The sequence below is a fragment of the Actinocrinis sp. genome (assembly GCF_035650855.1).
GTDB lineage: Bacteria > Actinomycetota > Actinomycetes > Streptomycetales > Catenulisporaceae > Actinocrinis.
Genome location: NZ_DASRGV010000319.1, coordinates 1 through 13,836 on the forward strand (window position 1 = coordinate 1; position 13,836 = coordinate 13,836).

At 71.6% G+C, this 13,836-nt stretch carries 12 protein-coding genes; 7 read left to right on the forward strand and 5 right to left on the reverse strand.

Features of this window, described 5'->3' with window-relative positions; translation table 11 throughout:
- Window positions 1-513, forward strand: a 513-nt coding sequence (hisF, locus tag VFB40_RS22700; RefSeq protein WP_324853911.1) for an imidazole glycerol phosphate synthase subunit HisF, incomplete at its 5' end; no start/stop codon positions are given.
- 99 nt (window positions 514-612) lie between these two features.
- Window positions 613-1,896, forward strand: a complete 1,284-nt coding sequence (locus VFB40_RS22705; protein ID WP_324853913.1) for a glucarate dehydratase family protein — start codon at window positions 613-615, stop codon at window positions 1,894-1,896.
- Window positions 1,897-1,907: 11 nt separating this feature from the next.
- Here the strand turns inward: VFB40_RS22705 and VFB40_RS22710 are convergent, their stop codons facing one another.
- The 3 genes from VFB40_RS22710 to VFB40_RS22720 form a co-directional block, all read right to left on the reverse strand.
- Window positions 1,908-2,348, reverse strand: coding sequence for a hypothetical protein (locus tag VFB40_RS22710; protein WP_324853915.1), 441 nt, complete (start codon window positions 2,346-2,348; stop codon window positions 1,908-1,910).
- Window positions 2,349-2,454: 106 nt separating this feature from the next.
- Entirely contained in the window at window positions 2,455-3,633 is a 1,179-nt protein-coding gene (locus VFB40_RS22715; RefSeq protein WP_324853917.1) for a hypothetical protein, read from the reverse strand.
- Window positions 3,630-4,565: a 5-dehydro-4-deoxyglucarate dehydratase gene (locus VFB40_RS22720; protein WP_324853919.1), complete on the reverse strand. Its 936-nt coding sequence runs from the start codon at window positions 4,563-4,565 to the stop codon at window positions 3,630-3,632. Before VFB40_RS22720 ends, VFB40_RS22715 begins: the two co-directional genes overlap by 4 nt.
- A 253-nt stretch (window positions 4,566-4,818) precedes the next feature.
- On the opposite strand from VFB40_RS22720, the gene VFB40_RS22725 reads away from it, so the two are divergent.
- The 3 genes from VFB40_RS22725 to VFB40_RS22735 all read left to right on the forward strand — a co-directional run bounded on the left by VFB40_RS22725 (window position 4,819) and on the right by VFB40_RS22735 (window position 7,952).
- Window positions 4,819-5,583 (forward strand): IclR family transcriptional regulator, encoded by a 765-nt coding sequence (locus tag VFB40_RS22725; RefSeq protein ID WP_349261599.1) that lies wholly within the window; start codon window positions 4,819-4,821, stop codon window positions 5,581-5,583.
- Window positions 5,584-5,668: 85 nt separating this feature from the next.
- On the forward strand, window positions 5,669-6,472 hold the full coding sequence (locus tag VFB40_RS22730) for an NAD-dependent epimerase/dehydratase family protein (protein ID WP_324853923.1): 804 nt from the start codon (window positions 5,669-5,671) through the stop codon (window positions 6,470-6,472).
- Window positions 6,473-6,491: 19 nt separating this feature from the next.
- Entirely contained in the window at window positions 6,492-7,952 is a 1,461-nt protein-coding gene (locus VFB40_RS22735; RefSeq protein ID WP_324853925.1) for an aldehyde dehydrogenase (NADP(+)), read from the forward strand.
- 1 nt (window position 7,953) lies between these two features.
- Here the strand turns inward: VFB40_RS22735 and VFB40_RS22740 are convergent, their stop codons facing one another.
- Both VFB40_RS22740 and VFB40_RS22745 read right to left on the reverse strand, forming a co-directional pair.
- Window positions 7,954-9,525 (reverse strand): serine/threonine-protein kinase, encoded by a 1,572-nt coding sequence (locus VFB40_RS22740; RefSeq protein ID WP_324853927.1) that lies wholly within the window; start codon window positions 9,523-9,525, stop codon window positions 7,954-7,956.
- Between the two features lie 138 nt (window positions 9,526-9,663).
- Window positions 9,664-10,314: a TIGR03085 family metal-binding protein gene (locus tag VFB40_RS22745; RefSeq protein WP_324853929.1), complete on the reverse strand. Its 651-nt coding sequence runs from the start codon at window positions 10,312-10,314 to the stop codon at window positions 9,664-9,666.
- 318 nt (window positions 10,315-10,632) lie between these two features.
- On the opposite strand from VFB40_RS22745, the gene VFB40_RS22750 reads away from it, so the two are divergent.
- Window positions 10,633-12,480 carry an ABC transporter ATP-binding protein gene (locus VFB40_RS22750; RefSeq protein WP_349261600.1) on the forward strand — a complete coding sequence of 616 codons (1,848 nt, stop codon included), beginning with the start codon at window positions 10,633-10,635 and terminating at the stop codon, window positions 12,478-12,480.
- On the forward strand, window positions 12,477-13,836 hold a 1,360-nt coding region (locus VFB40_RS22755; RefSeq protein ID WP_324853932.1), incomplete at its 3' end, for an ABC transporter ATP-binding protein. The genes VFB40_RS22750 and VFB40_RS22755, both read left to right, overlap by 4 nt.

Consider the following 13,836-nt stretch of genomic DNA (forward strand, 5'->3'; position numbering starts at 1 on the left):
GTCGAGGATGTGGACCGGCTGCTGCGCGCGGGGGCGGACAAGGTCGGGGTCAACACGGCCGCGATCGCCCGCCCCGAGCTGATCTCGGCGATCGCCGACCGCTTCGGCAGCCAGGTGCTGGTCCTGTCGGTGGACGCGCGCCGCTGTCCCGAAGGAGTGGCCACCGAGTCGGGCTTCGAAGTCACCACGCACGGCGGCCGCCGCTCGACCGGCATCGACGCGATCGGCTGGGCCCGCCGCGCCGCCGAACTGGGCGCCGGCGAGGTGCTGCTGAACTCGATGGACGCGGACGGCACCAAGGACGGCTACGACCTGGAGCTGATCCGCGCGGTGCGGGCCGAGGTGACCATCCCGGTGATCGCCTCCGGCGGCGCCGGCAAGCTGGCCGACTTCGCCCCCGCGGTCGCGGCCGGAGCGGACGCGGTGCTGGCCGCCTCGGTCTTCCACTTCGGCGACCTGTCCATCGGCGAGGTCAAGCGCAGCCTGCGCGACGCCGGATATCCGATCCGCTGACCGCTGCCTTCCCCCGCTGTCCCGCTCAGCGGGACAACCGCGCCGCAACCTCCCCCTCCCCGTCTCCACCCTCCCCGCCTCCGCAACTAAGGTGGAGACATGGCAGGCCCGAAGATCACCCACGTCTCCGTCACCCCGATCGCCGTGCTCGACGCGCCGCTGCTCAACGCCTCGGGCGTGCACGAGCCGTACCAGCTGCGCTCCGTGATCGAAATCGACACCGACGCCGGTGTCTCCGGCCTCGCCGAGGCCTATGGCGATGACCCGACCCTGGCGAACCTGCGCGCCGCGGCTCCCGCCCTCGTCGGCGTGGACGTCTTCGACCTCAACGAGCTGAACCGGCGGGTCGCCCTCGCCCTGGGCGCGGTCACCCCGGGCAGCCCAACCGAGCTGGTCGGCCGCGCCTCCCGGCAGAAGACCGTCGCGCAGACCTACGGGGCGTTCGAAGTCGCCTGCTACGACGCCCAGGGCAAGGCGACGGACCTGCGCGTTTGCGACCTGCTCGGCGGCGCGGTCCGCGACTGCGTGCCGTACAGCGCGTACCTGTTCTACCGCTGGGCCAAGCATCCCGAGCACGCCGTCCCCGACGACTACCCCGAGGACGACTGGGGCGCCGCGCTCGACCCGGACGGCATCGTCGCCCAGGCCCGGCGGATGGTGGACACCTACGGATTCGGCTCGCTCAAGCTCAAGGGCGGGGTCTTCGAACCGGAGGCCGAGGTCGAGGCGATCGCGGCGCTGCGTGACGCGTTCCCCGACCTCCCGCTGCGCCTCGACCCCAACGCGAACTGGTCCGTCGGCACCTCCCTGCGCGTCACCCCGCGGCTGGAGGGACTGCTGGAGTACCTGGAGGACCCCACCGAGGGCAACCCGGGCATGGCCGAGGTCGCCCGCAAGACGACCCTCCCGCTGGCCACCAACATGTGCGTCACCAGCTTCGAGGAGATCCCCGAGGCCGCCGCGCTCGACTCGGTCGCGGTGGTGCTCTCCGACCACCACTACTGGGGCGGCTTCCGCGCCTCGCAGCGGCTGGCCGGGATCTGCGACACCTTCGGCTGGGGCGTCTCGATGCACTCGAACACGCACCTGGGCATCAGCCTGGCCGCGATGACGCAGCTGGCCGCCGCCACCCCGAACCTGACCTACGCCTGCGACACGCACTCGCCGTGGCAGCGGGAGGAGATCATCGAGCCGGGCGCGCTGCGCTGGTCGCAGGGCTCGCTCGCGGTGCCCGAAGGCCCCGGCCTCGGCGTCGAACTGGACCGTGACGCCCTCGCCCGGCTGCACGAGCAGTACCTCGCCTGCGGCCTGCGCAGCCGCGACGACAAAACCGCGATGCTGCGCGCGGACCCGAGCTGGCCGACGCACCGGCCGCGGTTCTAGGCGCCTGAGGGTTACTCTGCGCCGCTCTGGTCAGCGCCCTGATCGGCGTAGTCGGAGCTGTCGTCGTGCACGCCGATGTCCACCGCTCCCGCGTCCGCCGGATCCGGCGTGACGTCGGAGACGCCGCCGGGCTGTGACGCGCCACCGAGCGGGTCCGCGCTGCCGCCCTGGGCCGTGGCGTCGTCGAACAGCTCGTGCCCGAGGTGCGACAGTTCCTCGCTGCCGTACGTCAGCGCGCCGCCGAGCCCGCCCGCCAGCGAGCCGAGCCCCTCGCCGATCAAGCCGCCGACGAATCCGCCCTCCTGCTCGCCGGTGTGCAGAAACTCCTCGGCGCCCGCGCTGCCGAGCGCCTCGCCCCAGTCCTTGCCCGCCTCGCCGCCCGCGTCCGCTCCCTCAGAGACCAGCTGCCCGAAGTCCGGACCGTCGCCGCTCATCGTCTCCACCCCTCCCATGGCCCCGATCGGCTCACCCGATCGGCGGTTCAACGGACAAGAGCGGCGAACGGCCCGTCAGATACGTCGGGGAGGCAGGACGCGTCGAGACGACGACTACGGACGGCTACGACTCCTCGTTCCAGGCCGTCGTGGCAGAGCGGATCGCGTTCAGATCGCTGCCCGACGCCAAACCGGCGTGGTAGAACCGCAACTCGCGGGCGCCCGCATCGCGCAGCCGGACCGCGTCCTTCACCAGGCTCTCGACGCGCCCGCCCATGTTGGCCACGGCCAGCAGCGACGCGACGACCGGTACGTCATCCGGAGCCTGCTGCGCGACTGCGGACACCGTCGCGGCCCCGTCGTCGATCGAACCCCAGCACTGCAGCACCGGACCCACGGACTGCGCGAACAGACTCGCCGGATCAGCACCCGGATTCGCCCCGACACGGCGCGGGTCCGGATGCGTGTGCAGCAGAATCGGGAGGTCAGGACGCACTTCACGCACCGCCGAGACCACCTCGGCCCGGAACCGATCCGCCGCGGCCTCGCGCACCGCGTGTACCGGCGCGAGCGTGGATTCGAGCGCTGCGATAGTGGCGTCGTCGAACGCGTCGGGGCTCCCGGCGAAGATCGGCTCGAGCGCTGTCCGCACCTGGTCGCGCAACCACGCCGGCCCGATCCCGACATTCGCGTAGTCGATCTCGCACGCCGCGCAGAAACACAGCGACAGCAGTTCCCTGGCCTGGGCCGGTAGCGCGGATGAGCCGGTCTTGTCGTGTGCGTGCAGGTGCTCGAAGCCGTACCAGCCGCAGGATTCCAGCTCCAGGCCGTCCACCTCGGGCAGTGCGGCCACCTCTGCGGCGAGCGTCGCGGCGTACTCGTACACCCGGGGATTCGCGGTGCACAACGCCCAGGGGTAACGATCTCCGAACGCATTGACGACGGAGATCTCCGGATGGACCGTGCCGAGACGCTGATTGTGCGTCAGCACCGTCCATGCGTAGACCTTGAGCCCCGCGCCGCGTAGAGCCTGCGCGCCCTCGTGGAACGAGCCCGGCGCCCAGGTCGCGACGACCGGCTGCACCTCACGGCCGCTCCACCGCGCCCGATCCGGTTGGTAGTAGACCGCGGAGTGATCGGCCGTGACGACCTTGTGCTCCGGGTGGGCTGGAGTCAGGGCCCTTACCGTGTGATACGCGGCCGCGAGCAGCACGCGGTCAACACCCAGACCGGCTATCCGCTCCGCGCAGCCCGGATCGCCCGCCGCGTCCCAGGGATACAGGTAGACCCCGGCGCCGCTCATGCCAGCGCCTCCCGAGCCTGTTCGACCAGCGCCCACGCCTCCTCGACATGTGCCGCCGCCGGTTCGGTCAGCGGAGCCCGCACGCCGCCGACCGCGTGCCCCGACGCTACTGTCAGCGCCTTGACCAGCGACACCGCGTACCCGGGGTGCCTGCGGCGCAGCTCCACATACGGCCGGAAGAACACGTCGATCAGTTTGTCGAGGGTCGCCGCGTCGCCCTTGTCGAGCGCGCCGTGGAACGCCAGCGCGACGTCGGGAGCGAAGCAGAAGACCGCCGACGAATAGAGCGGCACGCCGATCGCCCGGTAGGCCCGCTGCGTGGCCTCGGCGGTGGGCATGCCGTTGAAGTACTGGAAGTCCTCGACGCCCGCAGTGCGCACCGCGCTGACGATCCGCTGCATCTGGTCCAGGTCCCCGCGCCCGTCCTTGAGCCCGATGATGTTCGGCACCGCGGCGAGCTCGACCACCGTCTCCGGAGCGAACACCAGCTGGTCGCGCTGATACAGGATCAGGTCCAGCGGCGTCGCCGCGGCGAGCGCCCGGTAGTGCGCGATCAGCCCGGCCTGCCCGCCATCGGCCCCGGAGGGCGGGAACACCAGCAGGCCGTCCGCGCCAGCGCGCTCGGCGGCCAGCGCGTATTCGGCGGCCAGCGCGGTGCCGTAGCCGGTGCCGCCGAGCACCGGTACCGTCCCTCCTGCGGACCTGGCCGCCTCGACCGCGACGCGGACACACTCCTCGTACTCGGCCGGGGCGAGCGCCGGGAACTCCCCGGTGCCGCAGGCGGCGAACACCGCCGCCGGCCCCGCGGCCAGCCTGGCCTCGACATGCGCCCGATAACCCGCCGGATCGAAGGACCCGTCCGGGGCGAAGGCGGTGACCGGGAAGAACAGCAGGCCGTCGAGGCGGCCGAGCGGGGTCTGAGGTGTTCGCATGCATGAATAGTAGTCTCACTTGTGAACGCTTGCCGAGCGTGTGAGGATGGGCAGTGGCCGAAGCTGTGAAGCAGTTACATCAAGAGCAGCTACATCAAGAGCGCCTACATCAACAGCGGCTAAATCGACAGCAGTCGCATCGAGAGCGGCGAAAGACGGCGTGGCGAGGGAGAGGGGAGCGGTGAAGCAGAGCGGAACGGCGGCGCAGGCGGCCGACGAGAAGACGGACGGCTCTGCCGCCCCGGCCGCGGCCGTGGTGCCCGTTGCCTCGGGAGCGGTGAAGTCTGCGGACCGCACCATCGAACTGCTCGAACTGCTGGCCGGCTACAGCGAACCGCTGACGCTCAGCGAGATCCACCGCGAGCTGTCGTACCCGAAGTCGAGCCTCTTCGTGCTGCTGCGCACCCTCGTGGCGCGCGGCTGGGTCGAGACCGACCGGCGCGGCACCGGCTACTCGATCGGCGTGCGCGCCCTGCTGGTCGGCACCTCCTATCTCGACCGCGACCCAGTGATCCGGGCCGCCACCCGCGTGCTCGAGGAGCTGCGCACAGAGGTCAACGAGACCGTGCACCTGGCCCGGCTCGACGGCGCCGACGTGGTCTACCTGGCCAGCCGCGAATCGGCGCACCACCTGCGGCTCACCTCCCGGGTCGGCCGCCGGGTGCCCGCGTACGCGACCGCGCTCGGCAAGGCGCTGCTGGCCGGCCGCACCGACGCCGAGGTGGACGCCCTGCTGCCGGCCAAGCTCGAACCGCTCACCCCGCAGACCGTGACCGACCGCGCCGCGCTGTTCGCCGAGCTGGCCCTGGTCCGCGAGCGCGGCTACGCGACCGAGCGCGGCCAGAACACCCCAGGCCTCGGCTGCTTCGCGGTCGCGCTCGAATACCGGCTCCCGCCGATCGACGCGATCAGCTGCTCGGTGCCGTACGCGCGGCTCGACGATCCCGGCCACGCCGCGCAGGTGCTGGACGCGGTACGCAGACACGCCGGGCAACTGAGTTTCCTGCTACGGCCCTGACTTCGAGCATTCACACACTCACGGCGCAAGAAACCGCAAGAAACACAGTGCGACGAAAACAGTGCGATGAAAGGCGGGTGGATCGTTGTCCACGATTCTGATCACCGGCGCGGCAGGCGGGATCGGCAGTGCGATGCGCTCGCGCATGGCGCGTCCGGGGCGCACGCTGCGGCTGCTGGACATCGAGCCGCTCGAAGCCGGGCCGGGCGAGGAGACGATCCGCGCCTCGGTCACCGACCTGGCCGCACTCACCGAGGCCTGCGAGGGCGTCGACGCGGTGATCCACCTCGGCGGCAAGTCCGGCGAAGCACCGTGGGAGCGCATCCTGGAGACCAACATCGACGGCACGTACAAGGCCTTCGAGGCGGCGCGGCGGGCGGGTGTGCCGCGGGTGGTCTTCGCCTCTTCGAACCATGCGGTCGGCTTCCACACCCCCGACGAGTACCCGCTGCCCGAGTCGGTGCAGACACTGCCGGACACGTACTACGGCGTGTCCAAGGTCACCGGTGAAGCGCTCGGCGCGCTCTACCACCACCGCTACGGCCTCGACGTGATCTGCATCCGGATCCTGTCCTGCTTCCCGAAGCCGCCGAACCAGCGCGCCCTATCCACCTGGCTGTCGCCCGACGACTGCGCCCGGCTGTTCGAGGCCTGCCTCGCGGCGGAGAAGCCCGGCTACAAGATCGTCTACGGGGTCTCCGCGAACACCCGCGGCGGCTGGGTCTCCCTCAAGGGCGCGGGCGAGCTCGGGTACGAGTCGAAGGACGACGCCGAGGTCTTCGCCGAGGAGCTGTTCGCCGAGAACGGCGAGCTGCCGGCGGACGACCCGGTCTTCCAGCACCTCGGCGGCCAGTTCACCCTGCCCGACCTGGACGCCGACAACCTGTGACGATGAGGACGAATACGCGATGAACAGCATCCAGGGACACGACCCGCGCACCGGCGGCCCGGTCGGCGACCCGGTGCCCGCGACCGGGACCAAGCAGGTCGACGCGCTCGTGCAGGCGGCGTTCGCGGCCTTCGAGACCTGGCGCGACACCGGCCGCGCGGCCCGCGCGGCCGCGCTTGAGGCCGTCGCCGACGCGCTCGACGCGCACGTCACCGAGCTGGTCGCGCTCGCCGACTCGGAGACCGCGCTCGGCACCACCCGGCTGACCGGCGAGGTGGCCCGCACCACCGGCCAGCTGCGGCTGTTCGCCGAGGTGGTGCGGGACGGCTCGTACCAGGGCATCGTGATCGAGCACGCCGAGGCGGCGCGGCCGGACCTGCGCCGGATCAAGCGCCCGATCGGGCCGGTCGCGGTGTTCGCCGCGTCCAACTTCCCGTTCGCCTTCTCCGTGGCCGGCGGCGACACCGCCTCGGCCCTCGCGGCCGGCTGCCCGGTGGTCGTGAAGGCGCACGAGGCGCACCCGCGCACGTCGCTGCGCACCGCCGAGCTGGTGCGCGAAGCGCTGCAGAAGGCGGGCGCGCCGGAGGGCGTGTTCGACATCGTATTCGGCGTCGAGGAGGGCGCCGCCCTCGTGCGGCACCCGCTGCTGAGCGCCGTCGGCTTCACTGGTTCGACCCGCGGTGGCCTGGCCCTGGCCAAGCTGTGCGCCGAGCGGCCGAACCCGATCCCGTTCTACGGCGAACTCGGCTCGGTCAACCCGGTGATCGTGTTCCCCGGCGCGGCGCGCAGCAGGGCGCAGGAGATCGCGCGTGGCTACGCGGCCTCGCTGACCCAGGGCGTCGGCCAGTTCTGCACGAATCCCGGCGTGCTGTTCGTGCCGGACGAGCCGGAACTGCTCGGCGCGATCGAGGCGGCGGTGGGGGAGAGCACCGGCGGTCCGATGCTCTCCCAGCGCATCCACGACGGCTACGTGTCAGCGGTCGACGAGCTCGGCTCGCGCGGCGATGTCAGCCTGCTGGCGAGCGGCAAGGCGGGGGAGGGCCCGTGGTCCGCGGCGCCCAAGGTGTACCGCACGACGCTCGACGCGGTCCGGGAAAGCAGCGAGCTGCTGACCGAGGAGCATTTCGGCCCGGTCGGCGTGGTCGTGGTCGGTGGCGCCCCGGCCGACGCGATCGACGTGATCGAGAGCGAGGGCGGCGGCAACCTCACCGCGACCGTGCACGCCGACCTGGCCGGCGGCGACGACGCGCAGGAGGCCCGGCGCATCGGCCGGCTGCTGGCGGAGCGCGCCGGCCGGGTCATCTTCAACGGCTGGCCGACCGGCGTCGCGGTGACCTACGCGCAGCAGCACGGCGGTCCGTTCCCCGCGACCACCACGCCGGCGTACACCTCGGTCGGCGCGGCGGCGATCGACCGGTGGCTCGTCCCGGTGGTCTACCAGGACTTCCCGCCGGAGCTGCTGCCGGACGAACTGCGCTGAGTCAGAGGACCGAGGAGCTGGCGATCAACCACCGGCCCTGTCCCTGGTCGAAGAGCATGCCGAACTGGGTGCGCTCCTTGGCGAACGAACCGTCCTTGTAGTAGTAGTCGATCGTCGCCGTCACGGTGGAGGGCAGCGTCGCGGTCACATCGGAGACCGTGACGCGCTGAATCTTCGACCAGAACGACTGGTAACCCGACCAGCCGCCCGCGTGGTTCTGCTGGTAGTTGGGAGTCATCCAGGGCCACGCCTGGGTCAGGTTCCCCGGCACCAGGTGGTAGTAGGCGATGATCGTCGACGTCAGCTGATCCGCGCGGCTCTGCGCCGGAGCCGACGCGGAGGGGGCAGACGGAGAAGGAGACGCAGAGCTCTTCGAACCGCTCGTGTTCGACGGCCGCGACGAGGTGGACGGCGCGGCGGCGGTGGGGGCCGCGGCGTGGCTGGTCGGTGTGGTCGCCCCGGCCTTCGCCGTGGTCGAGTGGCTGCTGAGCGCGGCGGAGAGCCCCCATCCGCCGAGCGCGAGAAGCAGCGCCGCGATGAGCACCGCGATCACCGCGCGGCGGCGTGTCCCGAGGGCGAAGCGCTTTGGCGGCGCGGGTTCCGAGGGAGCGGCCGCTGGGACAGCAGGCGGAGTTGGCGCGGGGCTGTCGGCGTAGGACCGGTCGGCGGGTATCGGGGCGGCTGCCACCAACGGCGTCGTGCGGGCGGCAGCGGGTTGCTCGGGCTCCGGCTGTGCGGGCACCGCGTCTTCGGGCGCGGTCTCCAGTGCCTTCAGCGCCCGCTCCGCGTGCGGCATCGCCGGCCGCAGCGCCGGGTCCCGCGAGAGCATCCACAGCAGCACCGGCTCCAGCGGACCGGCGTGGCGGGCCGGGATGATCTCCTCGTGGATGATGCGGTACAGCTGCGCGACCGCGTTCTCGGTGTTCCCGAACGGTGGTTGGCCTTCGACGGCCGCGTACAGCGTCGCGCCGAGCGAGTAGACGTCGCTGAGCGAATCAGCAGGCTGACCCTGGGCGACCTCAGGCGCGATGTAGCCGAGCGTTCCCAGCAGCAGGCCGCTGGCGGTGACCGTGGTGTCGCCCACGGCCCGGGATATCCCGAAGTCCGTGAGCTTCACCTCGCCGTCTTCCGCGAGCAGGACGTTGCCGGGCTTGACGTCGCGGTGCACGATGCCGGCGTTGTGCGCGGCGGTGAGGGCGGAGGCCAGCTGGGCGCCGATGCGGGCGACCTCGTGCGGAGGGAGCAGCACTCCCGCGGCCATCAGCTGGGCCAGGCTGCGCGACTCCAGGTACTCCATGACGAGGAACGGACGGCTGTCGTGGTCGACGATGTCGTAGACGCCGATCACGTTCGGGTGGTGCAGCCGCGCCGCGATGCGGGCTTCGCGCATCGCCCGGCGCGTGCCCTCGTCGCCGACGCCGCCGCCGGTCGTCGAGCGCACCATGAGCTCTTTGAGCGCTACCGTCCGCCCCAACACCTCATCGCGCGCCCGCCACACCACGCCCATGCCGCCGGTGCCTATCTGGGCGAGCAGGCGGTAGCGGCCCGCGATCAGATCGTTCGTCTCAGTCACTTCGGTCCAACCGCGCTCCCGGCTGATCTCAGGACCCTGCTCGCACCGGTCGGAATCCGGCTACCCGTGGGCAGCGCGGGGAAACGGTGCGCCCCCGGTGCCGGGAGTGCCGGGGGCGGGCAGGTCTGACTGATCTTGTCATATCCCGAGCTTGGCCGAGCGCAGCCGGCTGACCGCCGCGTCGTCTCCGGTGAGCTGCACGTGCGCGGCCTCCTTGCGGCCGCTGGCGAACAGGACCAGCTCGCCGGCCGGCCCGGTCACCGTGACCATCAGCGGCGTGGCGGCCTTCGCGACCACGGTCTGCCGCGGGCCTTCGCCGTTCTCGGCGCGCACCAGGGTCACGCCGACCGGCACCGAGCGGAAGGCCAGCCTCGCCTGCCGGCGCAGCCGGTTCCACAGCTCGTCCGAGTTCACCAGGTCCAGTTCGCGCGGCGGATCGCCCACCGCCCGGCGCAGGTCCTCGTGGTGCACGAAGTACTCCACGGTGTTCACCGCCGCGTCCATCGCGCCGAGGCGGAAGACGGACCACGGCGGCGGTCCCTTCCGCACCCGCTCGACCAGGTCCAGGTACGGGGTGTGCTGCTTGACGGAGTTCTGCGCCCGCCGCGTGATCGGTGACAGGGGCTTGAGGACGATCCCGGCCGCGGCCAGCGGCCTCGAGTCGCGGATGACCAGGTGGGCCGCGAGATCGGCGGCGCTCCAGCCCGTGCACAGCGTCGGCGCGTCCGGCCCGACCCGCACCAGCGTGTCCGCCAGCGCCTCGCGTTCCTCACGTGCGAACCCGTTCATGCTGCTACTCCCGCGGTGTTGGTAGGGCTGCAGTGTCGGTGGTGCTAGCGAACCTCCAGGCGACAAGCGTGCTCGCCGCGCAGAATACCGGGATCACCCACGCTGTGCGACGAACGTGCCGCCGGAAACGGGTAAGGGGCTCCGATCGGAAATCTCCTATACCGCGCCGTTGTTGTCGCATTAGAGTCGAACGCTGCACGTTCGCGCCGCCCGCAGGCGCGCCTGAACCGAGGGGAGATCGGCTTGCCCAGCCGAAGCCGTCAAGCCGACGCAGTGCAGAACCACGCAGTGCAGAACACAGCGCAGAACACCACGGATCTGGCGCAGGGCGGCACGCCCGGACGTTCCCCCTTCCGGCAGGGCCTCGGCGTGCTGGGCGTCGCGATCCGCAGCGCGCCGCGGGTTTTCGCGGCCGCCGTCGCCGGAAGCGCGCTCTACGGCACGATGACTGTCGGCTCCGCCTGGGCGATCGGCTGGGCGACGAACCACGTCGTGCTGCCGGACCTGCAGCGCGGCTCGGCCCCCGGCACCGGCCTCGCCGCCGCCGGGCTGCTGATCATCGGCGTGGCGATAGCGAAGGTGATCGGCATCTTCGGGCGGCGCCTGCTCGCCGGGGTGGTGGTCTTCCGCGCGCAGGCCGAGTTCCGGCGCAAGGTCAGCGACGCCTATCTGCGCCTGCCGCTCAGCTGGCACCAGCGCCACCCGACCGGCCAGCTGCTCTCCAACGCCAACTCCGACGTCGAGATGGCGTTCCAGCCGATGAACCCGCTGCCGATGACCCTCGGCGTGATCGTCATGCTGCTGCTGGCCGTGGTCGACATGTTCCTCACCGACACCGTGCTGGCCCTCGTCGGCGTGCTGCTCTTCCCGGCCGTCATCGTGCTGAACACGGTCTACACCCGCTACGCCGGGCCGCGCTTCGCCCGCGCGCAGGAGCTTCGCGCGCACGTCGCCGAGGTCGCGCACGAGTCCTTCGACGGCGCGCTGGTGGTCAAGACGCTCGGCCGCGAGGAATCGGAGACCGAGCGGTTCGCCGCGCGCACCCGCGCCCTGCGCGACGCCAACATCAACGCCGGGCGCGCCCGCTCCCTGTTCGACCCGATGCTCGAAGCGCTGCCCAACCTCGGCGTGCTCGCGGTCCTGCTGATCGGCGCGACCCGCGTGGCCCAGGGCCAGAGCCGGCCCGGAGACGTGGTCAGCATCGCGTATCTCATCACCCTGCTCGCCTTCCCGATCCGCGCCATCGGCTGGGTCCTGGGCGACCTGCCGCGCGGCGTCGTCGGCTTCGGCCGCGTCCGCGCGGTGCTCAGCGCCGAGGAGCACAGCGAATACGGCAAGGCGAGGCTCGCCCGCGACTCCGGCCCGGCCGCGCTCGAACTCGACCGAGTCGAGTTCGCCTACGAATCCGCGCCGGACCTTCCGGTGCTGCGCGGGGTCAGCACCCGCATCGAGCCCGGCCGCACCGTCGCGCTGGTCGGCGCCACCGGCTCCGGCAAGTCCACGCTCGCCACGCTGCTGGCCCGGCTCGCCGATCCGACCGGCGGCGCGATCCGGCTCGACGGCACCGATCTGCGCGAGCTGGCGAAGGGCGAGGTACCGCGCGCGGTCGCCCTGGTCGCGCAGCAGACCTTCCTGTTCGGCGACACGGTGCGCGCCAACGTCGGGCTCGGCGACGACCCGTCCGAGGCCGAAATCCGCGCCGCACTGCACATCGCACAGGCCGAACGGTTCGTCGACGCGCTGCCCAATGGGCTCGATACGGTCATCGGTGAGCGCGGTGCGACCCTCTCCGGCGGCCAGCGGCAGCGCCTGGCCCTCGCCCGCGCCCTCGTGCGGCATCCCAGGCTGCTGATTCTCGACGACTGCACTTCGGCAGTCGATCCCAGTGTCGAAGCAGCGATCCTCGGCGGCCTGAAGCAGAACGCTCTCGGCGCGACCGTCGTCGTCATCGCCTACCGCAAGGCCACGGTCGCACTCGCCGACGAGGTCCTCTTCCTCGACGACGGCGTCATCGCCGACCGGGGCACACACGAGGAACTGCTGCACCGCAGCGCCGGATACCGCGACCTGATCACGGCCTACGCGCGCGCCGCCGAAGACGCCGCCGCGTCGGATCTCGACGCGGACGCCATCGAGGACGAGGACCTGGAAGGAGCGGTCGCGTGACCGCCACCATCGAGCAAGCGGCCGCGCCGGACGCTCCCGAGATCGTGCTGGTCCGCGAGGCCTCCGGCAGTCCGCTCTCCATCGTGCGCAAGGGCCTGCGGCTCTCGCCCGAGTTCACCCGCGGCATCGGCGTGACCATGCTGCTGGCGTTCATCGCGACCGTCGGCCGCATCGTCATCCCGATCGCCGTGCAGCAGGCGGTGGACCACGGCTTCGACGCGCCCGGCGGCGTCGACACCAGCGAGGTGCGGGTCATGGCCGGCCTCGCCGCCCTCGCGGTCGTCATGACGACCCTGGCTGCGTACACGATGAACCGGCGGCTTTACCGCGCCAGCGAATCCGGCCTCTCCACGCTGCGCATCAAGGCGTTCCGGCACGTGCACGAGCTGTCCGTGCTGCACCAGCAGGCCGAGCAGCGCGGCGCCCTCGTCTCGCGGGTGACCTCCGACGTGGACACCATCACCAACTTCATCCAGGAAGGCGGCCTGATGCTGTTCATCAGCGTCGCCCAGATGTTCCTGGCCACCGCCGTGATGGGCAGCTACTCCTGGCAGCTGACCCTGCTGGTCTGGCTCTGCTTCCTGCCGCTGTTCGCCGCGATGCGCTTCCTGCAGCGGCGCACCGGCGCACGGTACAACGCGGTGCGCCAGTCGATCGGCCGCATGCTCAGCGCGTTCAGCGAGTCACTGGTCGGCGCGCCGGTCGTGCGCGCGTACGGCATCGAGGAGCGCACCGGCCGCCGGATCAACGAGGCCGTATACGCCACGCGCGCCGCCCAGGTACGCGCGCAGGCGGTCATCGTCGGCACCTTCAGCGCCGGCGAAGTCGCCGCCGGACTGGCGAACGCGGGCGTGGTCGTCGTCGGCGTCGCGCTCGGCGTCGGGGGACACATCACCGCGGGCCAGCTGATCGCGATGCTGTTCCTGGTCTCCCTGTTCATCACGCCGGTGCAGTGGGGCGTCGAGGTGCTCAACGAGGCGCAGAACGCGATCTCCGGCTGGCGGCGGGTGATCGGGCTGCTCGAATCAGAGCCCGATGTCCCGGACCCGGGCACGCACGGGCTGGCCGAGCCGTTGCCTGTCGGGCCGGTGCGGGTCGAGTTCGAGCGGGTCGGCTTCGCATACCCCGGCGGGCCGCCGGTGCTGCGCGACATCAGCGTCCAGATTCCGCAGCGGGCCCGGGTCGCGGTGGTCGGCGAGACCGGCTCCGGCAAGACCACCTTCGCCAAGCTGCTGACCAGGCTGATGGACCCGGGCGAGGGCAGAGTGCTGATCAACGGCGTGGACCTGCGCCGGATCGGCTTTGACGAGCTGCGCCGCCGCATGGTCATGGTGCCGCAGGACGGCTTCCTCTTCG